The organism is Alsobacter sp. P4_H11 (assembly GCF_056400925.1).
Genome location: NZ_JBFUKI010000008.1, coordinates 61,353 through 85,029 on the forward strand (window position 1 = coordinate 61,353; position 23,677 = coordinate 85,029).

Annotated in this window: 21 protein-coding genes; 14 read left to right on the forward strand and 7 right to left on the reverse strand. The window is 68.0% G+C overall.

The window, feature by feature from the left end:
- On the reverse strand, positions 1-990 hold the full coding sequence (iolG, locus tag AC1DSZ_RS15410) for an inositol 2-dehydrogenase (RefSeq protein ID WP_476839228.1): 990 nt from the start codon (positions 988-990) through the stop codon (positions 1-3).
- A 170-nt stretch (positions 991-1,160) separates the two neighbouring features.
- Between iolG and AC1DSZ_RS15415 the strand changes: the two genes are divergently transcribed.
- The 7 genes from AC1DSZ_RS15415 (at position 1,161) to otnK (ending at position 9,502) form a co-directional block, all read left to right on the forward strand.
- Positions 1,161-1,985 carry an SDR family oxidoreductase gene (locus tag AC1DSZ_RS15415; protein ID WP_476839229.1) on the forward strand — a complete coding sequence of 275 codons (825 nt, stop codon included), beginning with the start codon at positions 1,161-1,163 and terminating at the stop codon, positions 1,983-1,985.
- A gap of 5 nt (positions 1,986-1,990) precedes the next feature.
- Positions 1,991-3,916 carry a bifunctional 5-dehydro-2-deoxygluconokinase/5-dehydro-2-deoxyphosphogluconate aldolase gene (locus AC1DSZ_RS15420; RefSeq protein WP_476839230.1) on the forward strand — a complete coding sequence of 642 codons (1,926 nt, stop codon included), beginning with the start codon at positions 1,991-1,993 and terminating at the stop codon, positions 3,914-3,916.
- Positions 3,913-5,763 carry a 3D-(3,5/4)-trihydroxycyclohexane-1,2-dione acylhydrolase (decyclizing) gene (iolD, locus tag AC1DSZ_RS15425; RefSeq protein ID WP_476839231.1) on the forward strand — a complete coding sequence of 617 codons (1,851 nt, stop codon included), beginning with the start codon at positions 3,913-3,915 and terminating at the stop codon, positions 5,761-5,763. The genes AC1DSZ_RS15420 and iolD overlap by 4 nt, the downstream gene beginning before the upstream one ends.
- Positions 5,764-5,800: 37 nt before the next feature.
- Positions 5,801-6,700, forward strand: a complete 900-nt coding sequence (gene iolE / locus AC1DSZ_RS15430; RefSeq protein WP_476839232.1) for a myo-inosose-2 dehydratase — start codon at positions 5,801-5,803, stop codon at positions 6,698-6,700.
- A gap of 25 nt (positions 6,701-6,725) precedes the next feature.
- Positions 6,726-7,526 carry a 5-deoxy-glucuronate isomerase gene (gene iolB / locus AC1DSZ_RS15435; RefSeq protein ID WP_476839233.1) on the forward strand — a complete coding sequence of 267 codons (801 nt, stop codon included), beginning with the start codon at positions 6,726-6,728 and terminating at the stop codon, positions 7,524-7,526.
- 4 nt (positions 7,527-7,530) lie between these two features.
- Positions 7,531-8,172: a 3-oxo-tetronate 4-phosphate decarboxylase gene (gene otnC, locus AC1DSZ_RS15440; protein WP_476839234.1), complete on the forward strand. Its 642-nt coding sequence runs from the start codon at positions 7,531-7,533 to the stop codon at positions 8,170-8,172.
- A 64-nt stretch (positions 8,173-8,236) separates the two neighbouring features.
- A complete protein-coding gene (gene otnK / locus AC1DSZ_RS15445; protein ID WP_476839235.1) occupies positions 8,237-9,502 on the forward strand; it encodes a 3-oxo-tetronate kinase in 1,266 nt (421 codons plus the stop codon).
- A 19-nt stretch (positions 9,503-9,521) separates the two neighbouring features.
- On the opposite strand, the gene AC1DSZ_RS15450 is transcribed toward otnK, so the two are convergent.
- Together AC1DSZ_RS15450 and AC1DSZ_RS15455 are read right to left on the reverse strand one after the other, a co-directional pair.
- Positions 9,522-10,448: an SMP-30/gluconolactonase/LRE family protein gene (locus AC1DSZ_RS15450; RefSeq protein ID WP_476839236.1), complete on the reverse strand. Its 927-nt coding sequence runs from the start codon at positions 10,446-10,448 to the stop codon at positions 9,522-9,524.
- A 37-nt stretch (positions 10,449-10,485) separates the two neighbouring features.
- Entirely contained in the window at positions 10,486-11,253 is a 768-nt protein-coding gene (locus AC1DSZ_RS15455; RefSeq protein WP_476839237.1) for an SDR family oxidoreductase, read from the reverse strand.
- Positions 11,254-11,463: 210 nt separating this feature from the next.
- Between AC1DSZ_RS15455 and AC1DSZ_RS15460 the strand changes: the two genes are divergently transcribed.
- The 5 genes from AC1DSZ_RS15460 (at position 11,464) to AC1DSZ_RS15480 (ending at position 17,236) form a co-directional block, all read left to right on the forward strand.
- Positions 11,464-12,972 (forward strand): ABC transporter substrate-binding protein, encoded by a 1,509-nt coding sequence (locus tag AC1DSZ_RS15460; RefSeq protein WP_476839238.1) that lies wholly within the window; start codon positions 11,464-11,466, stop codon positions 12,970-12,972.
- A gap of 25 nt (positions 12,973-12,997) precedes the next feature.
- Positions 12,998-13,945, forward strand: a complete 948-nt coding sequence (locus AC1DSZ_RS15465) for an ABC transporter permease (RefSeq protein ID WP_476839239.1) — start codon at positions 12,998-13,000, stop codon at positions 13,943-13,945.
- A 98-nt stretch (positions 13,946-14,043) separates the two neighbouring features.
- Positions 14,044-14,808, forward strand: a complete 765-nt coding sequence (locus AC1DSZ_RS15470) for an ABC transporter permease (RefSeq protein ID WP_476839440.1) — start codon at positions 14,044-14,046, stop codon at positions 14,806-14,808.
- Between the two features lies 1 nt (position 14,809).
- The gene (locus AC1DSZ_RS15475) at positions 14,810-16,447 is read left to right on the forward strand and encodes an ABC transporter ATP-binding protein (protein ID WP_476839240.1); all 1,638 of its coding nucleotides are present in this window, start codon (positions 14,810-14,812) and stop codon (positions 16,445-16,447) included.
- A 78-nt stretch (positions 16,448-16,525) separates the two neighbouring features.
- Complete coding sequence (locus AC1DSZ_RS15480; protein WP_476839241.1) at positions 16,526-17,236, forward strand: HAD family hydrolase; 711 nt, start codon at positions 16,526-16,528, stop codon at positions 17,234-17,236.
- A gap of 37 nt (positions 17,237-17,273) precedes the next feature.
- Here the strand turns inward: AC1DSZ_RS15480 and AC1DSZ_RS15485 are convergent, their stop codons facing one another.
- From AC1DSZ_RS15485 to AC1DSZ_RS15495, 3 genes are all read right to left on the reverse strand, one after another.
- Complete coding sequence (locus AC1DSZ_RS15485) at positions 17,274-17,492, reverse strand: DUF378 domain-containing protein (RefSeq protein WP_476839242.1); 219 nt, start codon at positions 17,490-17,492, stop codon at positions 17,274-17,276.
- Positions 17,493-17,654: 162 nt separating this feature from the next.
- Positions 17,655-19,064: an amidase gene (locus AC1DSZ_RS15490; RefSeq protein ID WP_476839243.1), complete on the reverse strand. Its 1,410-nt coding sequence runs from the start codon at positions 19,062-19,064 to the stop codon at positions 17,655-17,657.
- Between the two features lie 72 nt (positions 19,065-19,136).
- Positions 19,137-21,131: a bifunctional 2',3'-cyclic-nucleotide 2'-phosphodiesterase/3'-nucleotidase gene (locus tag AC1DSZ_RS15495; protein WP_476839244.1), complete on the reverse strand. Its 1,995-nt coding sequence runs from the start codon at positions 21,129-21,131 to the stop codon at positions 19,137-19,139.
- Between the two features lie 162 nt (positions 21,132-21,293).
- On the opposite strand from AC1DSZ_RS15495, the gene AC1DSZ_RS15500 reads away from it, so the two are divergent.
- Complete coding sequence (locus AC1DSZ_RS15500) at positions 21,294-22,373, forward strand: PLP-dependent cysteine synthase family protein (RefSeq protein WP_476839245.1); 1,080 nt, start codon at positions 21,294-21,296, stop codon at positions 22,371-22,373.
- 75 nt (positions 22,374-22,448) lie between these two features.
- Positions 22,449-23,453 (forward strand): tRNA dihydrouridine(20/20a) synthase DusA, encoded by a 1,005-nt coding sequence (dusA, locus tag AC1DSZ_RS15505; protein ID WP_476839246.1) that lies wholly within the window; start codon positions 22,449-22,451, stop codon positions 23,451-23,453.
- A gap of 22 nt (positions 23,454-23,475) precedes the next feature.
- Here the strand turns inward: dusA and AC1DSZ_RS15510 are convergent, their stop codons facing one another.
- Positions 23,476-23,676, reverse strand: a complete 201-nt coding sequence (locus AC1DSZ_RS15510) for a DUF1289 domain-containing protein (RefSeq protein WP_476839247.1) — start codon at positions 23,674-23,676, stop codon at positions 23,476-23,478.
- Between the last annotated feature and the right edge of the window lies 1 nt (position 23,677).

Sequence of the window (23,677 nt, forward strand, 5' to 3'; positions counted from 1 at the left end):
TCACCCAACCCGAACGGGCCGCCCGCTCTGGGCCGATTCGGTTGCGGCGTCGGCCAGGATCTGCGCCCGCAGGCCGTCGGCTCCCGAGGGGTCGGGCGCCTTGCCGTCCGCGACAGCCGTGAGAAACGCGTCGAGCTCCAGCCGATAGGCGGCCGCATAGCGCTCCAGAAAGAAGTTCTGGACCGGATCGGCCCGGAAGCCGGCCGCTGTGGCGCTCTCGACGGTGGTCTCGTGCACGTTGCCGGCCCTGATCATGCCCTTGGAGCCATGCACCTCGATCCGCTGGTCGTAGCCGTAGGCGGCGCGGCGAGAATTCGAGATCTGCGCGATCTTGCCCGAAGCGGTCTTCAGGATCACGGCGGCGGTGTCCACGTCGCCGGCTTCGCCGATCGCCTTGTCGACCAACGCGGAGCCTACTGCGTAGACCTCGACCGGATCCTCGCCGAGCAGGAACGCCGCCATGTCGAGATCGTGGATCATCATGTCGCGAAAGAGCCCGCCCGAGCGCTTCACGTAGTCGACCGGCGGCGGGGCGGGATCGCGCGAGATCACGGTAACGATCTCGATCGCCCCGACCTCGCCCTCGACGAGGCGGCGTTTCAGCGCGGCGAAGTTCGGGTCGAAGCGGCGGTTGAAGCCGATCATCAGCGGCGTGCCCGCGCCCTCGACCACCTTGAGGCAGGCGCGGATGCGATCGGCCGCGAGATCCACGGGCTTTTCGCAGAACACGGCCTTGCCGGCCTTGGCGGCGCGTTCGATCAGGTCGGCATGCATGTCGGTCGGCGTGCAGATCAGCACGGCGTCGATCTTGTCGTCCTCGATGATGCCGTCGATCGTCGCCACGGTGGCGTTGGTCTCGGCCGCGATGGTCTGGCTCGCCTCCAGAACGGCGTCGGCCACCGCGACCAACTGCGCCTTCGGATGAGCGGCCACGTTGCCGCCGTGAATACGGCCGATGCGGCCGGCGCCGAGAAGACCTACGCGCAGCATACCGGGTTCCTCCGTTGGGGAATCGAGGCTTTGTGGGCCGCGTCTGCCGCAGCCGTGGATCGCGCGCCAGAATACATATTCCGAATTGACGCGCCATTCGAATTTCCGTTTCATCGCGCCAAGCAGCCGATCAAGGCTGGCTGGTCCGCACGGCGGACAAGGAGGATGCGATGCCCGAAGCGCCCCGTTCAAACCGCCTGTCCGGCAAGGTCGCCGTGGTTACCGGCGGCACGCAGGGCCTTGGCGAGGCGATCGCGCGCCACATCGCGGCTGCGGGCGCGGCCGGCGTGGTCCTGACCGGGCGCAACGCCGAGCGTGGCAAGCGCGTGGCCGACTCGCTTGCGGCGAGCGGCTGCAAGGCCGTGTTCGTGCAGGCTGACCTCGCCAACCACGACGAGGTCGCCCGCATCATCCCGGCCGCCGACGAGGCGTTCGGCCGTGTCGACATCCTCGTGAATGCGGCCGGCGACACGGACCGGGGCACGATCTTCGACACGTCGCCCGAGCTCTACGACCGCCTGATGGACGTGAACCTCAAGGCGCCGTTCTTCCTGATCCAGGGCGCCGCCACGCTGATGCGCCGCGACGGGATCGAGGGCGCCATCGTCAACATCCAGTCCATGTCGGCCCATGGCGGACAGCCGTTCATCTGCGCCTACAGCGTGTCCAAGGGCGCGCTGGCGACGCTGACCAAGAACGCCGCTTTCTCGCTGATGCCGTGGCGGATACGGGTCAACGGCCTGAACATCGGCTGGATGAACACGCCCGGCGAAGACGCGATCGCGCGCAAATACCATGGCGCGCAGGATGGCTGGCTCGAGAAGGCCGTTGCGACCCAACCCTTCGGCCGCCTCGTGGACCCCGACGAAGTGGCGCGCGCCACCGTGTTCCTGGCGTCCGACGAAGCCGGCCTGATGACCGGCTCCAACATCGACCTCGACCAATCGGTGCTCGGCTGCTGGGAAAGCGCGCCCCGACCCAACAAGCCGGCGTGAGCGCCATGGCGGAACCCACCCTCGACGTCATCACGATCGGCCGCTCCTCGGTAGACCTCTACGGCCAGCAGGTCGGCGGGCGGCTGGAGGACATGGGCAATTTCGTCAAGGCGGTGGGCGGCAGCCCGACCAACATGGCGATCGGCGCTGCGCGGCTTGGCCTGAAACCGGGCCTGATTACGCGGGTTGGCGACGAGCATATGGGCCGGTTCCTGCGCGAGCAGCTCGAACGCGAGGGCGTCGACACAAAGGGCGTTCACACGGACCCCGACCGGCTCACCGCGCTGGTGATCCTCGGCATCCGGGACGACAAGAGCTTCCCGCTGATCTTCTATCGCACGGACTGCGCCGACGGCGCGCTGGACGAGAGCGACATCGACGAAGCCTATATAGCGTCCGCAAAGGCCATCGTGGTCACCGGCACGCATTTCTCCAGGCCCAACACGGACGCGGCCCAGCGCAAGGCCATGCGACTGGCGCGCCAGCACGGTCGCAAGGTCGCATTCGACATCGATTATCGCCCCAATCTCTGGGGTCTGGCCGGCCATGGCGCCGGCGAGGAGCGCTATATCGGCTCCGACCAGGTGACGCGACACCTGATGGAGATCCTGCCCGGTTGCGACCTCATCGTCGGCACCGAGGAAGAGCTGCACATCGCCGGCGGTTCGACGGACACGCTGGAGGCGATCCGCGCCATCCGGCGGGTCTCGGCCGCCACCATCGTCTGCAAGCGCGGTCCGATGGGCTGCGTGGTGTTCCCGGACGCGATCCCGGACGACATCGAGGACGGCATCAAGGGGCCGGGCTATCCCGTCGAGGTCTTCAACGTGCTCGGCGCCGGCGATGGCTTCATGGGCGGTTTCCTCAGGGGCTGGCTCACCGACCAGCCGCTGGAGACCACCTGCGCGTGGGCCAACGCCTGCGGAGCCTTCGCGGTGTCGCGCCTGATGTGCTCCTCCGAATACCCGACCTGGCCGGAGTTGCAGCATTTCCTGCAGCATGGTTCGCCGCATCGCGCCCTGCGCAAGGATGAGGCGCTGAACCAGGTTCATTGGTCCACCACGCGTCGGCCCCAGGCCGGAACCCTGAAAGCCTTCGCGATCGATCACCGTTCGCAGCTGGAGGAGATGGCCGACCGCACCGGGGCGCCGCGCCAGCGCATCGAGCAGTTTAAGGCGCTGGCCGTGAAGGCCGCCGCCGCAGTGGCGCAAGGGGCCGCGGGCTTCGGCATGCTGCTCGACGGGACTTATGGCCGCGAAGCGCTGTTTCGCGCCGTCGACCATGATTTCTGGGTCGCCCGCCCGCTGGAGCAGCCCGGCTCCCGCCCGCTTCGCCTGGAGATCGAGGGCCACACGTCGCTCGGCGCGGCGCTCGCAGAATGGCCCGTCACCCACACCGCCAAGGTGCTGTGCTTCTACCATCCGGATGACCCGGACGATTTGAAGCGCGATCAGGAACGCGAGCTGCGGCGCGTGTTCGACGCCTGCCGGAGCGTCGGGCGCGAACTGCTGGTCGAGATCATCGCGTCCAGGCATGGCCCTGTCGGCGACGACAGTACCGCCGCGGTCGTCCGCCGCCTCTACGCGCTCGGGATCAAGCCGGACTGGTGGAAGCTCGAGGCGCAGCCCAGCGCGGCGGCCTGGGCGGCGATCGCAGCCGCGATCGACGACAGTGACCCGCTCTGCCGCGGCGTGCTGCTGCTGGGCCTCGACGCGCCCGAGGACGAACTCGCGAAGGCCTTCGCGCTGGCGGCGCATTGCCCCGCCGTGAAGGGCTTCGCAATCGGGCGCACCATCTTCGCCGAGCCTGCGCGCGCGTGGCTGGCCGGGCGCCTGGACGACGATGGCGCGGTGGACGCCATGGCGGGCAATTTCCGTCGCCTCACGGCCGCCTGGGACAAGGCGACAGGCGCGCAAGGGAGCGCAATATGAGCACGACCATTCGCCTCACCATGGCGCAGGCGCTCGTGCGCGCCATGGCGGCCCAGAAGACACGAATTGGCGGCGAGACGCTGCCGATCTTCGCCGGCATGTGGGCCATCTTCGGCCACGGCAACGTCGCCGGCATGGGCGAGGCGCTCTACGGCATGCGCGAGCAGTTGCCGACCTTCCGCGCCCACAACGAGCAGGGCATGGCGCATGCTGCGGTGGCCTTCGCCAAGGCGTCGTGTCGCCGGCGCATGATGGCGTGCACCACGTCGATCGGGCCGGGCGCCACCAACATGGTGACGGCCGCCGCCGTCGCGCATGTGAACCGCCTGCCGGTCCTGCTCCTGCCCGGCGACGTGTTCGCCACCCGCCGTCCCGACCCGGTGCTGCAGCAAATCGAGGATTTCGGCGACGGCACCGTGTCGGCCAACGACTGCTTCCGGCCCGTCTCGCGCTATTTCGACCGGCTGTCCCGCCCAGAGCAGCTCATCCCGGCCTTCGCCCGCGCCATGCAGGTGCTCACCGACCCGGCCGATTGCGGCCCCGTCACCCTGGCGCTGTGCCAGGACACCCAGACGGAGGCCTACGACTATCCCGCGAGCTTCTTCGCCGAGCGCATCTGGACGCCCCGCCGCTCGCGGCCGGACGCAGGCGAGCTGGAGCAAGCCGCCGCGCTCCTCGCCAAGGCTGAAAAGCCGCTCGTGATCGCCGGCGGCGGCGTCCTCTTCAGCGAGGCGGAGGACCGCCTCCGGGCCTTCTGCGAGGCCCACGGTTACCCGGTGGTCGAGACCCAGGCCGGCAAGAGCACCCTGCCGGACGGACACCCACTCAACCTCGGCGCCGTCGGCGTCACCGGCACGGGCGCGGCCAATGCGCTCGCGCAGGACGCTGACGTGATCCTGGCAGTCGGTACGCGCCTGCAGGATTTCACCACGGGCTCATGGAGCCTGTTCGGCGCCCCGGATCGTCGCATCATAGGTCTGAACACCCAACCCTTTGACGCCGCCAAGCATGGCGCCCTGTCGCTCGTCGCGGATGCTCGCGCCGGTTTGGACGAACTCGACGCGGCGCTGGGCGCGCGCACGGCTCCGGGCGCTTGGCGCAAGCGCATCGAGGCCGAAAAGGCGAAATGGACCGAGACGGCGGCGAACTACACCGCGCCGACCAACGCCGACCTGCCGAGCGACGCCCAGGTGATCGGGGCGGTGCAGCGCGCCGGCGAGGCGTCCGACATCGTCGTCTGCGCGGCCGGCGGCCTGCCGGGCGAGCTGCACAAGCTCTGGCGCGCGGCCCAGCCCGGCGGCTACCACATGGAATACGGCTTCTCGTGCATGGGCTACGAGATTGCCGGCGGCCTCGGCGTCGCGATGGCGTGCCCAGACCGCCGCGTCACCGTGATGGTCGGCGACGGCTCATACCTCATGATGAATTCTGAGCTCGCCTCGGCGGTCATGCTCGGCGTCGGGATGACGGTGGTGATCCTCGACAACCGCGGCTTTGGCTGCATCAATCGCCTGCAGCGCGCGACCGGCGGCGAGAGCTTCAACAATCTCCTGCGCGACACCCGCCATGAGACTCTGCCGTCGATCGATTTCGCCGCGCATGCCCGCGCTCTCGGCGCCCATGCCGAGAAGGTCGCGAGCCTCTCCGAGTTGGAGGCGGCGCTGAAGGGCGCCCGTGCGCGGCCCGGCGTTTCGGCCGTCGTGATCGACACCGATCCGCTCGCTTCCACGAATGCGGGCGGCTGGTGGTGGGACGTCGCGGTGCCGGAGACCTCCGACCGCGCCGAGGTTCGCGAGGCGCGCCAGCGCTACGAGGACGCCCTGGTCCGACGCGGGTCGCTCAACTGAACACGGCGCCTGCGCCATATTGATCGAGGAGATATGCATGCCCATCCGCATCGGCGCCAATCCCATCGGCTGGTCGAACGACGACCTCCAGGACGTCGGCGGCGCGACCCCGCTCGAAACCTGCCTGGCCGAAGCGCGCGAGGCCGGGTTCGAGGGCATGGAGCTGGGCCACAAATTCCCCCGTGAGCCGAAGGCGCTGAAGGCCGCGCTGGCGCCGTTCGGCATGGCGTGCATCTCCGGCTGGTATTCGGCCGAACTGCTGAAGCGCGACGCCGACGAGGAGATGCGCCATCTCAGGCCGCATCTCGACCTCCTCAAGGCCATGGGCTCCAACGTGCTCGTCTTCGCCGAGACGTCCAACGCCATCCACGGCGACCGCTCCAAGCCGCTGTCCCAGCGGCCCGTGATGGGGCAGGGCGACTGGGCCGAGTTCGGCCGCCGCATCACGCAGGTGGCCGAGCGCACCTGGACCGAGGGCGTGCGGCTCGTCTACCATCACCACATGGGCACCATCGTGGAGAGCGGCGCCGACATCGACGCCTTCATGGCGTCGACCGGCGAGGCCGCGCACCTGCTGCTCGACACCGGGCACGCAACCTGGGGCGGCGCAGACCCGGCCGACCTCGCCCGCCGGTATCGCGCCCGCATCAGCCATGTCCACGCCAAGGACGTTCGCAAGCCGATCATGGAGAAAGCCCGCGCGCAGGGCTGGAGCTTCCTCGACGCCGTGCTGGGCGAGGGGTCCGAGCTTGGCGTCTACACCGTCCCGGGCGACGGCATGGTGGACTATGTTTCGGTGTTCAAGGCGCTGCCCGGCTATTCCGGCTGGGTGGTGGTGGAGGCCGAGCAGGACCCCGAGAAGGCCAATCCGCTGCAATACGCCAAGCGCGGCGTCGCGCACCTGAGGGCGGCCCTCAAGGAAGCCGGGTTGAGCTAGCCCGCGCACCCAAGGAGTTCAGCACATGCCGAACCTTCTCGTCCGTCCATCCGCGCCCGACGCCGAGGGAGCGGTGCATCGCATCAGCCCCGCCAGCGCCGGCTGGCGATACGTGGGTTTCGACGTGTTCCGCCTGAAGGCCGGGCAAGCCGCGCAGCAGCCGACAGGCGGCGAGGAGCATTGCCTCGTGCTCTTGTCCGGCAAGGCGCGCGTCTCGGCGGGCGGCAAGGACTTCGGCGTCATCGGGGAGCGGTCCAGCCCCTTCGAGGGCGCTCCATGGTCGCTCTACGTTCCGGGCCAATCCAACTGGCTAGCGACGGCGGAAACGGATTGCGAACTCGCAGTCTGCAAGGCCCCCGCAGAGGGAAGGCTTCAAGCCCGGGTGATCAAGCCGGAGGACGTGGGGCTCGAGACGCGCGGCAAGGGGACGAATGTCCGGCACGTGCGCAATATCCTGCCCGACGTGTCGCCCTATGCGGAAAGCCTGCTGGTGGTCGAGGTCATCACGCCGGGCGGCCACTGGTCCAGTTATCCGCCTCACAAGCACGACCAGGACGACTTCCCGCGCGAGACCTATCTGGAGGAAACCTACTACCACCGGCTGGCCCAACCCGGCGGCTTTGCGCTGCAGCGCGTCTACACGGACGATCGCTCGCTGGACGAGACGATGGCGGTGTCGGATGGTGACGTCGTGCTGGTGCCGAAGGGCTATCACCCCGTGGGCGCCCCGCACGGTATTGATCTGTTCTATCTCAACGTCATGGCCGGCCCGGTGCGCCAGTGGAAGTTCACCATGTCGCCGGAACTGACCTTTCTGACCTGGTGAACCGATGTCGGACGAGAGCCGCCTGCGCGAGGAAATCTGCCGCGTGGGAGCCAGCCTTTACGCGCGCGGCTACACCGTGGGGGCGGCGGGCAACATCTCGGCGCGCCTGCCGGATGGCTTCCTGATCACCCCGACGGACGCCTGCCTGGGATTTCTGGATCCAGCCCGGCTATCGAAGCTCGACCGCGCCGGCGAGCAGGTGTCTGGCGATCGCGCGTCGAAAACAATTCGGCTTCACAGGGCCATCTACGAGGCCGACCCGTCGCTGGGCGGCGTAGTCCACACGCATTCCACGCATCTCGTTGCGCTGTCGCTGACCCCCGGCGTCGACCCGGACAACATGCTGCCGCCGCTCACGCCCTATCATGTCATGAAGGCCGGGCGCGTGCCGCTGATCCCATACCATCGCCCCGGCGCACCCGAAGTCGTCGACCTCGTGACACCACACGTCCCGCATTGCCGGGGCGTGATGCTGGCCCGGATTGGCCCGACTTTCTGGCATGAGAGCGTCTCGGCCGCCTCGGCCGCCCTGGAGGAGGCCGAGGAGACCGCAAAGCTCGTGATCCTGACGCGCGGCGCCTGCCTGCCGCCTCTTGGCGAGCAGGATATCGACGACTTGCGCCAGACGTTCGCTGCCCGCTGGTGAAGCCTTTCCTTGCGCGCCCGAACGCGACAAGGTGGCCGGAAAGCAATCTCAAAAGGAAACGGCCATGCTGCTCGGAGTGATCGCTGACGACCTGACGGGCGCGACGGATGTCGCCCTCATGCTGGCCCGCGAGGGCATGCGGGTCGTGCAGACGGTCGGAGTGCCGGCCTCCGCCGAGGCCCTTCCGGAGGCCGACGCGGTGGTCGTCTCGATGAAGTCGCGGACCAACCCGGCCGCCGAGGCGGTGGAATGGTCTCTCGCGGCCTGCGATGCGCTTCTCGGCGCCGGTGCGCGGCAGATCCTGTTCAAATATTGCTCGACATTCGACTCCACCGACGCCGGCAACATCGGCCCTGTCGCCGAAGCGCTCATGCGGCGGTTGGGCGTGCGCTGGACCGTGGCGTGCCCGGCTTTCCCGGCAAATGGCCGTTCGGTGTATCAGGGCCACCTGTTCGTCGGCGCGCAGCTTCTGTCCGATAGCCCGATGAAGGACCATCCGCTCACGCCGATGCGCGATTCTAACCTGGTCCGCGTGCTGCAGCGGCAGACGTCCGTGAAGGTCGGCCTGGTCTCGGTGTCCACGATCGAGGGTGGCGCGGCCGCGACCAGGAAGGCCTTTGAGTCGCTGGCGGCCGATGCGCCCTGCATTGCGATCGGCGACGCGATCTCGGACGCGCACCTGCGTGTGCTTGGCGAGGCTTTCGCGGGCGAGAAGCTGCTGACCGGCGGCTCCGGGATCGCGCTCGGACTGCCGGACAATTTCCGCCGCGCCGGCCTGCTCGAGCCCAAGGGCGCACCGAGGCCGTTCCATGCTCCGGCCGGCAAAACCGCGGTTCTGGCCGGTAGCTGCTCGGCCGCCACGCGCGGGCAGGTCGCCGACGCCGTGTCGAAGGGCATCGAGACCTTTGCGCTCGATCCCCTCGCCATCGCGGACGGCCGGCTCACGCCCGACCACGTTCTCGACTGGGCGGCGCCGCGCCTGGGAGCGCGCCCCGTGCTCGTCTACTCGACCGCCGAACCCGAGGCCGTGAAAGCCGCGCAGGACAAGCTCGGCCGTGACGCAGCCGGCGCGCTGGTCGAGCGCCTGCTCGCCGAAGTCGCGCAGGGCTTCGCGGCCGCCGGCGTGACACGCCTCGTCGTGGCCGGCGGCGAGACCTCCGGCGCCGTCGTCGGCGCGCTCGGCGTCTCGATGCTGGAAATCGGCCCCGAGATCGACCCCGGCGTTCCGTGGACGCTCGCGGCGGACGGCGCCAGCATGGCCCTGGCCTTGAAGTCCGGCAATTTCGGCGCGCCGGACTTCTTCACCAAGGCCCTCGAGATGCTGGACTGAGCGGCGGCTCAGCCCACCCTCAGAACGTCTTCGCCCCGCGCACCAGCACGTAATAGGCGTAAAGCGAGGTCGTGCCGCAGATGTAGAGCCGGTTGCGCCGGAGCGCGCCGAAGCAGACGTTGGCGACGATCTCGGGCACGTGCACCTTGGCGATCATCGTGCCGTCCGGGTCATAGACATGGACGCCATCGGCCGCCGAGGTCCAGATCCGGCCGTCCTCGTCGCAGCGAAAGCCGTCGAACATGCCGTTCGTGCAGGTCGCGAAAATGTCGCCGCCCTTCAGCGTCCGGCCGCCCTCGACGTTGAATGCCCGGATGTGCCGCGGCCCGTTCTCGAAATGGCTGGCCCCCGTGTCGGCGATGTAGAGCTTGCTCTCGTCAGGCGAAAAGGCTAACCCGTTCGGCCGCTTGAAGTCGTCCGCCACGAGGTCCACGGCGCCGCTCGCCGGGTCGATGCGGTAGACGTTGCACGCGCCGATTTCGCTTTCGGCCCGCGCGCCCTCGTAGTCCCAGTCGATGCCGTAGGCCGGGTCGGTAAACCAGATCGACCCGTCGGATTTCACCACGACGTCGTTGGGCGAATTGAGGCGCTTGCCGTTCCAGCGATCCGCCAGAACCGTGATGCTGCCGTCATGCTCGGTGCGCGATACGCGACGTCCGAGATGCTCGCAGGAGACCAGCCGTCCCTCGCGGTCAACCGTGTGGCCGTTGGTGTTGTTGGACGGCTCGCGAAACACCGAGACGCTTCCGTCGGTCTCGTCGTAGCGCATGATCCTGTTGTTCGGGATGTCGGACCAGATCAGGTAGCGCCCGGCCGGAAAATAGGCCGGCCCCTCCGCCCAGCGGCAGCCTTCGTAGAGGCGCTCGAGCTTCGCGGTCTTGTTGAACAGGCCCTTGGCCCGCGGATCCAGTACTTCGTAAGCCGGGTCGAGGATCTCTTTGGTCATCGTTTTGCCCTCCCTGAATTTGTTTTGCTTTGTGATCTCACACCGAGGCTGTCAGCCCTCCGTCGACCATCAGCATGTGCCCGTTCACGAAGTCCGAAGCCGACGAGGCGAGGAAAATTGCTGCGCCCACCAACTCGTCGAGCTTGCCCCAGCGCCCGGCGGGGGTGCGCCCGCACAGCCACGCGCTGAACTCGGGATTGTTGACCAGCGCGGCGTTCAGCGGCGTGTCGAAATAGCCCGGCCCGATCGCGTTCACCTGGATGTTGTGCTTGGCCCATTCGGCCGCGAGGCCGCGCGTCATCAGCTTCACCGCGCCCTTTGTCGCCGTGTAGGGCACGATGGTGGGGCGGCCGAGCTCGCTCTGCACGGATCCGATATTGATGATCTTGCCGCTGCGGCGCTCGATCATGCGCCGGCCGACCGACCGCGAGGCAAAGAACGCGCTGTCCACGTTGGTGCGGAAAATGTCCCGCCAGGCCTCGTCCGGAAAGTCTTCGGCCGGCGCCCGGTGCTGTTTGCCGGCGTTGTTGATCAGAATGTCGATGGGTCCGATCTCGGCCTCGACGCGCGCCACCGCGGCCTCGATCGCGTTCGGATCGGTAACGTCGAACACGCTTGCGGACGCGTTCAGTCCCTCGTTGGAGAGGCTTTCGACCGCTTGCGCGAGTTTCGCCGCATCCCGGCCGTTGAGAACCACCCGCGCCCCGGCGCGGCCGAGGCCGGCCGCAAGCGCGTAGCCGATTCCCTGGCTGGAGCCCGTTACGAGGGCGATGCGGCCGGTGAGGTCGAACAGCGAAAGGGACATCGAAGCTCCAGGCAAAGGTTTCGTTTGAAGCGCACGGTATGAGGATGCCTTCGACGGAGCAACGGCTTCGGGGGCGTAGGCGCTCCGCGATTCTCGGGGGCGCCAGCCTCGTTCGTCGGCCTCGACGCCGGAGCGTGGATCGGACTAGCATGCGCCCCAACGGGCTTGCGCGATGCAAAGCGCGCCGAGCCTGCACGAGAGGGGATTTCGATGATTTTGGACCGCAGGCTTTTCCTCGGCGGCTCGCTCGCGACCTTTTTGGCGGCGGGAGTTCTCGCTGGCCTGACCGGCCCGGTTCTCGCCGCAGCCCGCAAGGACGTGATCATCGGCGTTCGCCTCGAACCGCCTCACCTCGACCCGACCGCGGGCGCGGCGGCCGCCATCGGCGAAATCGTCTACGCCAACGTCTTCGAGGGCCTGACCCGCGTCGACCGCACCGGCGCGACGAAGCCTGCATTGGCCGAGAGCTGGACGATCTCGGAAGACGGCAAGACCTATACTTTCAAGCTGCGCGCCGGGGTGACCTTCCATGACGGCGCGCCGTTCGACGCAACAGTGGCCAAGTTCAACCTGGACCGCGCCCGCGCGCCCGACAGCGTCAATCCGCAAAAGGGCGTCTTCGCGCCGATCGAAACGGTCGAGGCCGTCGATCCGGTGACGCTGAAAGTGACCCTGAAGCAGCCGACCGGCAACTTTCTGTTCGGCTTGGGGTGGCCCGCATCGGTGATGCTGTCGCCGACGTCCGCGGCGGACGCCAAGACGAAGCCGATCGGCACCGGCCCGATGAAGTTCGTGAACTGGGCCAAGGGCTCCAGCGTCGAACTGGGCAAGGCCGACCGCTACTGGGGCACGCCGATCAAGATCGAAAAGGCCGTCTTCAAGGTCATCGGCGACGCCTCCGCGTCCTTTGCGGCCCTGATGGCCGGGGACATCGACGCCTATCCGCTTTACCCCGCGCCCGAGACTTTGGACCAGTTCCGCGCCGACCCGCGCTTCAAGGTCGTAGTCGGGTCCACCGAGGGCGAAACCATCGTCGCGCTGAACAATGGCCGCAAGCCCTTCGACGACGTGCGCGTTCGCCGCGCTGTGTCGCATGCGGTGGATCGCAAGCTGGTGATCGACGGCGCCATGTTCGGGCTGGCGAAGCCCATCGGCTCGCACTTCGCGCCGCAGAACGCGGGCTATGTCGACCTCACCGGCAAATACCCGCACGACGTCGCCAAGGCGAAGGCGCTGCTCAAGGAGGCGGGCGTCGCCGAGGGCACGAAGCTTCGCCTCGTTCTTCCGCCGCCGGATTACGCCCGGCGCAGCGGCCAGATCATCGCCGCCCAGCTCAAGGCGGTTGGTCTCGACGTCGAGATCGTTCCGATGGAGTGGGCCCAGTGGCTCTCGGATGTCTTCAAGGGCAAGAACTTCGACATGACGATCATCTCGCATGTCGAGCCGCTCGACCTCGATATCTACGCCAGGGACGATTACTACTTCGACTACAAGAGCCCCGCCTACCGGGCTATCTACGCCGAACTGGCCGCCACCGTGGACCAGGAGAAGCGCCTTGCGCTCTACCGCAAGGCGCAGGAGCAGATCGCCGAAGACGCCGTGAACGTGTTCCTGTTCATGCTGCCCAAGACCGGGGTCTGGAACGCGGACCTGCAAGGGCTTTGGGAAAACGCGCCCATCCCGGCCAACGACCTCACCGGAGTGAGCTGGAAAGGGTGAGCCGGGAGCTCAAGGCTCGCCCACCATGCTGAGCTTCGCGCTTCGCCGCATCATCGCTCTTCTGGTCACCCTGGCGGTCGCGACCGTCGTGGTGTTCACCGTGCTGGAGGTGCTGCCGGGCGACCCCGCGCAGGTGATGCTCGGCACGGAGGCGCGCCCGGACACCCTGGCGGCGTTGCGCGACAAGCTGGGCCTGAACCAACCCGCGCCTGAACGCTATCTGCATTGGGTCGCCGGCCTCGTCACGGGCGACCTCGGCGTCAGCTACACCTACGCGACGCCCGTGGCCGAGCTCGTTCGCGACCGCCTCGCGGTCAGCCTGCCATTGGCCGTTTTCGCCTTGGCGCTGACGACGCTGATCGCCATCCCGCTCGGGGCCTGGGCGGCCGCGAGGCGCAACAGCGCCGTCGATGTAGGCGTCATGGCGGCCACCCAGATCGGCATCGCCGCGCCCAACTTCTGGCTCGCGATGCTGCTGGCGCTGTTGTTCGCCATCACGCTGCGATGGCTGCCGGCCGGCGGCTTCCCCGGCTGGAGCGCCGGGCCGTGGCCGGCGCTGCGGGCGCTGATCCTTCCCGCCGTGGCGCTCGCGCTGCCGCAGGCCTCCATCCTCGCCCGCGTCATGCGCTCGTCCTTGCTGGACACCCTGGGCGACGATTACGTCCGCACGGCCCGCGCCAAGGGCTTGAGCGCCGGCCAAGCGCTCCGTCGCCACGCGCTGCGCAACGCCATGATCCCGGTGCTCACCATCATGGGGCTGCAGTTCTCGTTTCTGCTCGCCGGGACAATCATCATCGAGAACGTGTTCTACCTTCCGGGCCTCGGCCGCCTCGTGTTCCAGGCCATCAACCAACGCGACTTGATCGTGGTGAAAAGCGTCGTCATGCTGCTGGTCGCCAGCGTCATCGTGGTCAACTTCCTTGTTGATGTCGCCTATGCGGCCGTCGACCCGCGCTTGCGGAGGCGCGCGTGAGCGTCGCGGTGGGCGCCTCGACCACGGCCGACGGTTGGCCGTCCCGCGCGCTGCGCCATCCGAGCTTCCTCGCCGGCGCGATCCTCACCGCTCTCGTCATGGCGGTCGCGGCCGTATCGCTTCTCTGGACGCCATGGGACCCGACAGCGATCGACATCCCGGCGAAATTCCAGCCTCCTTCTGCGACGCACTGGTTCGGGACCGACCAGTTCGGCCGCGACGTGCTGTCGATGATCATGCGGGGCGCCGTGACCTCCATCGCGGTGTCGGTCTTCGCGGTGGGCCTTGGCGCTGGCGTCGGCGTGCCGCTCGGCCTCCTGGCCGCCCAGCAGCGCGGGTTCGCCGACCAGGCGATCATGCGCGCCAGCGACTTCGTGTTCGCCTTTCCGGCGCTCCTCATCGCCATCATGCTGCGCGAGGTCTTCGGGCCGGGCGCGACCAACGCCGTGGTGGCGATCGGCGTGTTCAACATCCCGGTTTTCGCCCGCGTGGCCTACGGGGCCGCTCTGCCGCTCTGGACGCGGGATTTCGTGCTTGCGGCGCGCGTCGCCGGCAAAGGCCCGGCGCGCATCACCGTCGAGCACATCTTGCCCAACATGGTCAGCCTCGTGATCGTGCAGGCCACCATCCAGCTCTCGCTGGGCATCCTGGCCGAAGCGGCGCTGTCTTATGTCGGCCTTGGCGTCCAGCCGCCCGCGCCGAGCTGGGGCCGCATGCTCAACGAGGCTCAGACCCTGATGGGGCTGGCGCCGCGGCTCGCGCTGATCCCCGGCTTCGCCATCATCGTGACCGTGCTCGGCCTGAACCTGCTGGGCGATGGCCTGCGGGACATTTTCGATCCGCGCCTCGCCCGGGAACGCTGAGGTGGCGCTGCTCGACATCCAGGGCCTCAGCCTCTCGATCAACGGCGCGCTCATCCTGAAAGACGTCTCGCTGGCGATCGAGCCCGGCGAGACGCTCGGCCTCGTCGGCGAGTCGGGCTCTGGTAAATCCATGACCGCGCTCAGCGTCATGCGCCTCCTGCCGCGAGGCTCCCGGACGACCGGCTCGATCCGGTTCGACGGGCAGGACCTCGCCGCCGTTTCCGAACCCGACATGTGCAGGCTACGGGGCCGCCGGATCGGCATGGTCTTCCAGGAGCCCATGACGGCCCTGAACCCGCTCAAGTCGATCGGCGATCAGGTCGCCGAGGGCTTCGTCCTGCATCTTCGGCTGTCACGGCCCGAGGCCGCGCGCCGCGCTCAGGCCGTCCTGGAGCGTGTCGGCCTGCCCGCATCCGAAATTTCGACGGGACGCTACCCGCACGAACTGTCCGGCGGCCAGCGCCAGCGCGTCGTGATCGCGATGGCGGTCGCGCTGGCCCCGCCGCTCCTGATCGCGGATGAGCCGACCACGGCGCTCGACGTCACCACGCAGGCGCAGATTCTCAAGCTGCTGCGGGAGCTCATTCGCGAAAACGGGTCGAGCCTCCTGTTGATCACGCATGATCTCTCGGTCGTGAACGCCATGGCGGACCGGGTCGCGATCATGCGAGCCGGCGAGATCGTCGAGCAGGGCAGGGGAGGCAGCCTGTCGGGGCCGCTGAAGCACCCCTATGCGCAAGCCTTGCTGAACGCGTCGAACCTGCCGCCACGGGCGACGTCGACCGCTGGGTCGACATCGCATCCAATTCTGGAGATCAGAAACCTGGTTCGGGCCTATGCGCTGCCACGGCGCAGTCTGTTTGGCTCGGCTCCACGCCGGCTGGCCGTCAACGATGTCAGCTTCACGGTCGGAAGAGGCGAGAGCGTCGGCCTCGTTGGCGAGTCGGGATGCGGCAAATCCACCACCGCCCGCGCCATCCTGGCGCTCGAAGCCGTGCAGGGCGGCTCGATCGCGTTCGATGGCCAGGACACGACGAGGCTCCGCGGGGCTGAGATGGCCGCATTCCGGCGCCGGGTGCAGATGGTCTTCCAGGACCCTTACGGGTCCTTCGATCCCCGCCACAAAGCCGGCCGCATCGTCGGCGAACCGCTCCGCCTCCTCGGCCGCGAATGCGATCCGCAAAGCGCGCGGCGTCGCGTGGACGAGGCGCTGGCAGAAGTCGGCCTTGCTCCCGCCGACGCCGACAAATACCCGCACGAATTCTCAGGTGGTCAACGCCAGAGGCTCGCCATCGCGCGGGCGCTGATCACACGGCCGGATCTGATCGTGCTCGACGAGCCCGTGTCGGCGCTCGATGTTTCGGTGCGTGCGCAGGTGCTGAAGCTGCTCACCGATCTCCAAAACCGGCTCGGGCTGACCTACCTCTTCATCTCGCACGACCTTGCGGTAGTGCGGGCCATCACCGACCGCGTCCTGGTGATGCGGGCCGGCAAAGTCGTGGAAGCGGGCCCGACCCTCAAGGTTCTCGGCGCGCCGGAGCATCCCTACACGCGTGAGCTGGTCGCAGCATCACTCCACCTCGACGCCATACTGAGCGAACGGACGGCCGCCATCACGCCGGAGCCGGCTGGGCTCTAAGCGGCTGAAAGCGCCCCTATCCCGAACCAGTGGCGCGGTGGATCCGGGGCGGCTAGCCTCATCGCAAAGGATCCCGCGATGCAGACGACTTCTCGCTTGACCACGATCGGCTTCGACGCCGACGACACCCTCTGGCACAACGAGCGCTTCTACCGGCTCACCGAGGACCGGTTCGCGGCTTTGCTGGCCGAACACGCCGAGCCCGGCGACATCAAGGCGCGCCTGCTCGAGGCCGAGAAGCGCAACCTTCGAATCTACGGCTTCGGCATCAAGGGCTTCACGCTGTCGATGATCGAAACCGCGATCGAGATCACGCGCGAGCGCGTGCCCGCCGGCGTCATCGCGCAGATCCTTGCTGTCGGGCGGGACATGCTGGCCCATCCGGTGGACACCCTGCCGCATGCGCGCGAAACGCTGGAAGCGCTCGCCGGGCGGTTTCGCCTCGTTCTGATCACCAAGGGCGATCTTTTCGATCAGGAGCGCAAACTCGCGGCCTCCGGGCTGGGCGAGTTGTTCGACGCGGTCGAGATCGTGAGCGACAAGACCGTCGAGACCTACACGCGTATTTTCACCCGCCATGGCGACGGACCGACGCAAAGCATGATGGTTGGCAACTCGGTCAAGTCGGACATCCTGCCGGCCCTCGACGCCGGGGCCTGGGCAGTCCACGTCCCGCACGATCTCACCTGGGAATACGAGAACGCGCACCCGCCGGAGGCGAATGCGCGTTTCCGAAGCATCAAGGACCTCGGCGGTTTGCCGGCGATCCTGTCGGATATCGTGGCGTAGATCCGGGCGCGCCAAAGACGCGCCCGATCAGATGCCGTTACATGCGGGCTGCGTGGCCGGTCACATGCGCGTCGCTGCCACGCGCAAGAGGGGCCAGCATGTAGATGCCCCACAGGGCGGCAGCGCCGACCAGCGTGTAAACAATCCGCGACAGGCCGGAGCCGGCGCCAAACAGCGCCGCAACCAGATCAAAGTTGAACAGGCCCACGAGGCCCCAGTTCAATCCTCCGACGATCAGGAGGATCATGGCGATCATGTTGATGGCTTTCACAGGCGTAACTCCAAAACGGGGTTCATATGCCCACCAACGCGGGCATTTGACGTTGGGTCCGCCTCAAAATGGGCCGAATTGCCGCAGGTTTACTGATTTCGCCATCCGTTGATCTGGATCTGCAGTCGTTGCCGGTCCCCTTCCGCGCTAGCCGACACGCGCCTCGCTCAGCTTTTCCCACCCGAACGCCGCCTCGAAAGCGCGAGCCGCGCGCAGCACGAGCGCATCCGCGCCGTAAGGGCCGACGATCTGCAGGCCGATCGGCAAACCGTCGGCCGTAAAGCCGCAGGGCACGGTAGCGGCCGGCTGCTGCGTGATGTTGAAGGGGTATGTGTAGGGCGTCCAGCGCGTCCAATCCGTTCCGAAACGCCCATCCGGCGGGGTGAGCCGCCCGGCTTCGAAAGCGCTAGTGGCCAAAGTTGGCGTGAGGAGAAGATCGAAACGTTCGTGGTAATTCGCCATCGTGCCCGCGAGCGCGTTGCGCTGGTACAGAAAAGCGTCCGCATACTGTGCGCCGGAGATGCGCGCGCCGAACTCGGCCGCCTCGACAAGCCCGGGGTCGATCAGCGTGCGCTGCTCGCCCGTGAAGGGTTCGAGCGCCAGAGCCGCGCCGGCCGACCATAAGGTCGTGAGCGTGTCGAGCGGATCCTGAAAGCCGGGATCGGAAGCCTCCACGGTCGCGCCCAACTCGGCGAAACGAAGCGCCGCCTTGGCCGCGCTCTCCTCGACCTCCGCGTCCAGCTCCCGCACGTAACCCAGGCGCGGCGACCAGCCAATGCGCAAGCCGCGCACTCCGTCGGCGAGGCCGATGCGGTAGTCGGGCGGCGGCGCCGTCATGGCGGTCATGTCGCGTTTGTCCGGCCGGCCGATCACGCCCAGCGCCAGCGCGGCGTCCTCCACAGTCCGGGTCAGCGGCCCGACATGGGCCAGAAATCCCATTACGGAGATCGGATGCGCCGGCACCCGGCCATAGCTCGCCTTGATCCCGAAAACGCCCGTGAAGGCGGCGGGTATCCGGATCGAGCCGGCCCCATCCGTGCCGATATGGATGCAGCCGATGTTCAGCGCCGCGCAGGCCGCCGCGCCGGAGGACGATCCGCCGGGCGTGCGGTCGAGCTTCCAGGGATTGCGGGTGATCCCGGTCAGCGGAGAGTCGCCCAACCCCTTCCAGCCGAACTCCGGCATGCAGGTCTTGCCGATGAACACGGCCCCGGCTTCGCGCAGGCGCGCCACCGCGGGCGCGTCCTCGTCCGCCGGCGCCTTCGAGGTCACGGCCGAACCCTTGAAGTTGGTCCAGCCCTTGACCGCAATGTTGTCCTTGACGGTGGTCGGCACGCCGTCCACGGGGCCGCACGGCTCACCTCGGCTCCACCGCGTTTCGGAGGCCCGCGCCATCGCGAGCGTGGTTTCCTCGTCGCCACCGCAGAACGCGTTGATGGCCGGCTCGTGCTTTGCCTTGCGAGCCAGCGCGTCGCGCGCGACCTCCACCGGCGACAGCGTCTTGCGTCGATAGTGCTGCAGCAACTCGACGGCGGTCAGATCGGCGATTTCGGGCATGACGCTCTCCGGGCGGGTAGGGTCATCGAAGCTGAAGCGGCCATGCGTGGCAACGCCTGATTGGGCGAAGCGTCAGGCGCTCAGGTCCAGCCTGTATTTCGCGAACCCATCCGGCGCGTCGCCGATTGCGGTTGCTTTCAGCCCTTTCGGCAGGGCTTTGGCGGCTCGCGGCGATGTCAGGAACGTCACCGTCACGGGCGCGGCGATGGGTGCGAAGCGCCAGTTGCAGTCGGCCACCGGATCGATCGTCTTCTGTTCGACGATATAGCGCACGATCACGTCGCGGTTCGTGTCTGGCGCGTCGATCACGACGGTCTTGCCGTCGGCGCCCGGGAAGTTGCCTCCGCCGCCGGCGCGGTAGTTGTTCGTGGCCACGATGAACTGCTGGGCTGGATCGATCGGCTGGCCGCCGAAGCGCAGGTCCACGATGCGATGCGCATCCGGCGCGACCACCTTGCCGGCGTTGTCGTAGCGGGACGGCTGAGTGACGTCGATCTGGTACGTGACGCCGTCGATGATGTCGAAGTTGTATGTCGGGAAGCTCTCGTCGATCAGCGCTTGCTCGCCTGTCGCCTTCGGGTCGATCTGCCTGAACATCCCGGCCGACCGCTCAAGCCATTCGCGCACCTGCTCGCCCGTGACTTTCACGGCCCGCACGGTATTGGGATAGAGGTAGATGTCGGCCACGTCCTTGATGGCGATCGGGCCGGCCTTCACGTCCGTGTAGTAGTCCGGCCCGCCGCGCCCGCCGCATTTGAACGGCGCCGCGGCCGACAGGATCGGCAGCCCCTTGAGGGCCGGCATCGTGGCGGCGATCTGCCCGATATACCAAAGCTGCGCCTGCGAGACGACCTGCACGGAAGGGTCGTCCGCCACCAGCGCGAAGAAGGAGTTGATGGGGTTCTTCACCTCGCCGACAGGCTGGCGCACATAGGCCAGCGTCGCGTCGTGCTCGGCCTTTACGCTCGCCGCAACGGCGGCCTCAGCCTCGACCTTGGCGACGATCTGGCGGTCCTTGCGCTCGTAGATCGGGCGCGCCTCCGTCCGGAAGCCTGAGACGCGCCAGCCCGTCGCGGTCTTGTCGAGATCGAAATCCACGATCCCGAGATGGCTGCCCCAGAAGCCCGCCATCACGGCCGGCACGCCGTTCAGCGTTCCCTTCTCGACATCTACGCCCGGGATGCCGGCGAAGTCCTTGCCGCCGGGGAAAACCTTGTGCTGGTGCCCGGTGAAGATCACGTCGATCCCCGGAACGGCCGAGAGGTGCAGCGCCGCGTTCTCCTCGCCGCCCTTGCGCTCCCCGCCCTCGATGCCCGAATGGCAGAGCGCGACAAGTACGTCGCACTGCTTGCGCAGTTCGGGCACATAGCGGCGCGCCGCGTCCACGATGTCGGTCGTCTGTACCTTGCCGACGAGATGCGCCTGGTCCCATTGCATGATCTGCGGCGGGACGAAGCCGATTACACCGATGCGCAGGCGCTGCTTGGCCCCTGTTTCGTCCTCGACTTCCTTGTCGATCACCAGCGTGGGCTTCAGCAGCGGCGAGCCGTCGGCCTTGTTGAGGTTCGCGCAGACGACCGGGAAGGTCGCGCCCGCCAGCGAAAATCCGAGGAAGCTGAGCCCGTAGTTGAACTCGTGGTTCCCGACCGTTCCGCACGCGTAGTCGAGGCCGTTCATGGCGGCCACCATCGGGTGCACGTCGCCGGCCTTCATGCCCTTGCGGTAGGCCATGTAGTCGCCCATCGGGCTGCCCTGGATCAGGTCGCCGTTATCGAACAGAACGGCGTTCTTAACTTCCGCCCTCGCGGCCTTGATCAGCGCCGCCGTCTTGGCGAGCCCCACCGTGTCGTCCGGCTTGTCGCGGTAGTAGTCGTAGGGCAGCACGTTGACGTGCAGGTCCGTGGTTTCCAGCAGCCGCAGGCGGACGCGCGCGGCCTGCGCCAGGGCGGGGCCAACCGCCGCCGATGCGGCCAGGACGGCGCCCGCGCCCGCCAAAACCTGCCGGCGCGAAACCGTCTTGGCGGCGGTGGCGTCGCGGTTCGCGGACGGGGCGGCGCTGCGGTCCATGGACGCTCTCCGGGCAGGGTCGTTACGCTCAATCATGCCGCAGCCTATGCCGGGCCGACGTGGCGGTGAAGTGACGAAGTCGCGGCGCCGTTCAGGCCGCGCGCGGCAGCCTCTCGACACGAGCCCCGAAGCCGGGCACATCGGCTCAGGGGAGTCCGCCACATGACCACACAACCAGATCGCGCCTGGGTCGAAGCCGCCATCACGGCCATCGAGGCGGATTTCACGCGCTCGGCCGACACGCATCTTCATCGCGTGCCGATCCCGGGCACGCCCGGCGTCGTGCTCTATCTCAAGGACGAGTCCACCCATCCCACCGGGAGCCTCAAGCACCGATTGGCGCGCTCGCTGTTCCTGTATGCGCTGTGCAACGGCTGGGTCGGCCCGCAAACCACCATCATCGAGGCTTCCAGCGGCTCCACAGCCGTGTCCGAAGCCTATTTTGCCCGCATCCTCGGCCTGCGCTTCATCGCCGTGATGCCGCGGACGACCTCGCCCGAGAAGGTCGCCCAGATCGCGTTCCACGGCGGCGAGAGCCATTTCGTCGACAGTCCGGCCCAGATGTACGAAACCAGCGCGCGCCTCGCTGCCGAGCTTGGCGGACACTACATGGACCAATTCACCTATGCGGAGCGCGCGACCGACTGGCGCGGCAACAACAACATCGCCGAATCGATCTTCGGCCAGATGGCGCGCGAGGAACACCCGATCCCGGCCTGGGTCGTGATCGGCGCCGGAACGGGCGGCACATCCGCCACGCTCGGGCGCTTCATCCGCTACCGCCGCCTGCCGACGCGCCTGTGCCTCGCCGACCCCGAGGCCTCCGTGTTCCACCGCCACCTCGCCGACCGCAGCGTCTGCACCGTGTCGGGGCCGCCGTCCTGCATCGAGGGCATCGGGCGGCCGCGCTGCGAGCCGTCCTTCATCCCGGAGCTGATCGACGAGGCCTACGCGGTCCCGGACGCGGCCAGCGCGGCGTCCGCGCGCGTCCTCAGCCGGCGCATCGGCCGCTCCTGCGGCGGCTCGACCGGCACGAACTTCTGGGCCGCCGCCCACCTGATCGAGCGCATGGCCGCGGCCGGGCAGTCCGGCTCCGTAGTCACGCTGCTGTGCGACAGCGGCGAGCGCTACCGCAGCACCTTGCTGGACGAGAACTGGCTGAAAGCGCGCGGCATCGACATTGCGCCCTGGGAAGCGCGGATGGAGCGCTTTCTCGAGACGGGCAGGATCAGCGAAGGTTGATCGATGCCGAAACGCCGGCCGAGTCGCCACGCGAGGCGTTTGCGGCTATCAACGCGTTTTCCCCCAGATCCCGCAATGCTTGAAACACGTTCCCCCCTGTCTCCTTGGCGGTTCTCCGTCGCCCCGATGATCGACTGGACCGATCGGCGCTGCCGCATTTTCCATCGGCAGCTGTCGCGGCGGGCGTTGCTGTACACCGAGATGGTGACCACCGGCGCGGCGCTGCACGGCGATCGCCGGCGTGTGCTGGGGTTCGATCCCGCCGAGCAGCCCGTGGCCGTCCAGTTGGGCGGCTCCGATCCCGCCGATCTCGCCGCAGCGGCGCGCATTGCCGAGGCAGAGGGCTATTGCGAGGTGAACCTGAACGTCGGTTGCCCATCCGACCGGGTTCAGAGCGGCCGTTTCGGCGCCTGCCTGATGCGCGAACCCGCGCTGGTGGGCGACATCGTCGCCGCCATGAAGGTGGCCGTGCGCGTTCCCGTCACGGTGAAATGCCGCATCGGCGTCGATGACCAGGACCCCGAGGAAGCGCTCGACCAGCTCGCCGACGCGGTGGTGGCGGCCGGCGTGGACGCCCTCGTGGTGCATGCCCGAAAAGCCTGGTTGAAAGGCCTGTCGCCAAAGGAAAACCGCGATATCCCGCCTCTCGACTATGACCGTGTCTATCGGCTGAAGCGGCGGCTGCCGCATTTGCCCGTGGTGCTCAATGGCGGCATCGGCAGTCTGGCGGAGTGCCGCGAGCACCTGCGCCACCTCGATGGCGTGATGCTCGGGCGCGCGGCCTATCAGGAGCCTGAATTGCTGCTCGCGGTTGATCCCGAGTTGTTTGGCGAGACCGCGCCCGTCTCCGACGGCTTTGAAGCCCTCGCGAGGCTCGAACCATTCATCGCCCGCGAGATGGAAGCCGGCGCAAAGTTGTCGTCCTTCACCCGCCATGTGCTCGGCCTGTTCCACGGCCAGCCCGGCGCGCGGGCGTTCCGCCGCCATCTCGCGACCGAGGCCGTGAAGCCCGGCGCGGACCTCGGCACGCTGCATGCCGCCCTGGCGCATCTGCGCCGCGCGGACTCCGAGGCCGCTTGAACGGCGGCCGGCTGCCGCCGGCCTAGCCCTCGCTCGGCCGCTCGGCCAAGCTCTCCCGCAATGCCTTCAATCGCTTCCCGAGCGCCTTCGTGATCCGTTTGCGATCCGTCGCGGACAAGGTCGGCCAGCGCCCGATCTCCGCGGTGGTCCGTCCGCAGCCCTCGCAGATGCCCGTGGCCGGATCGATCACGCAGAACTTGACGCAGGGCGAGGCCGCCGACATC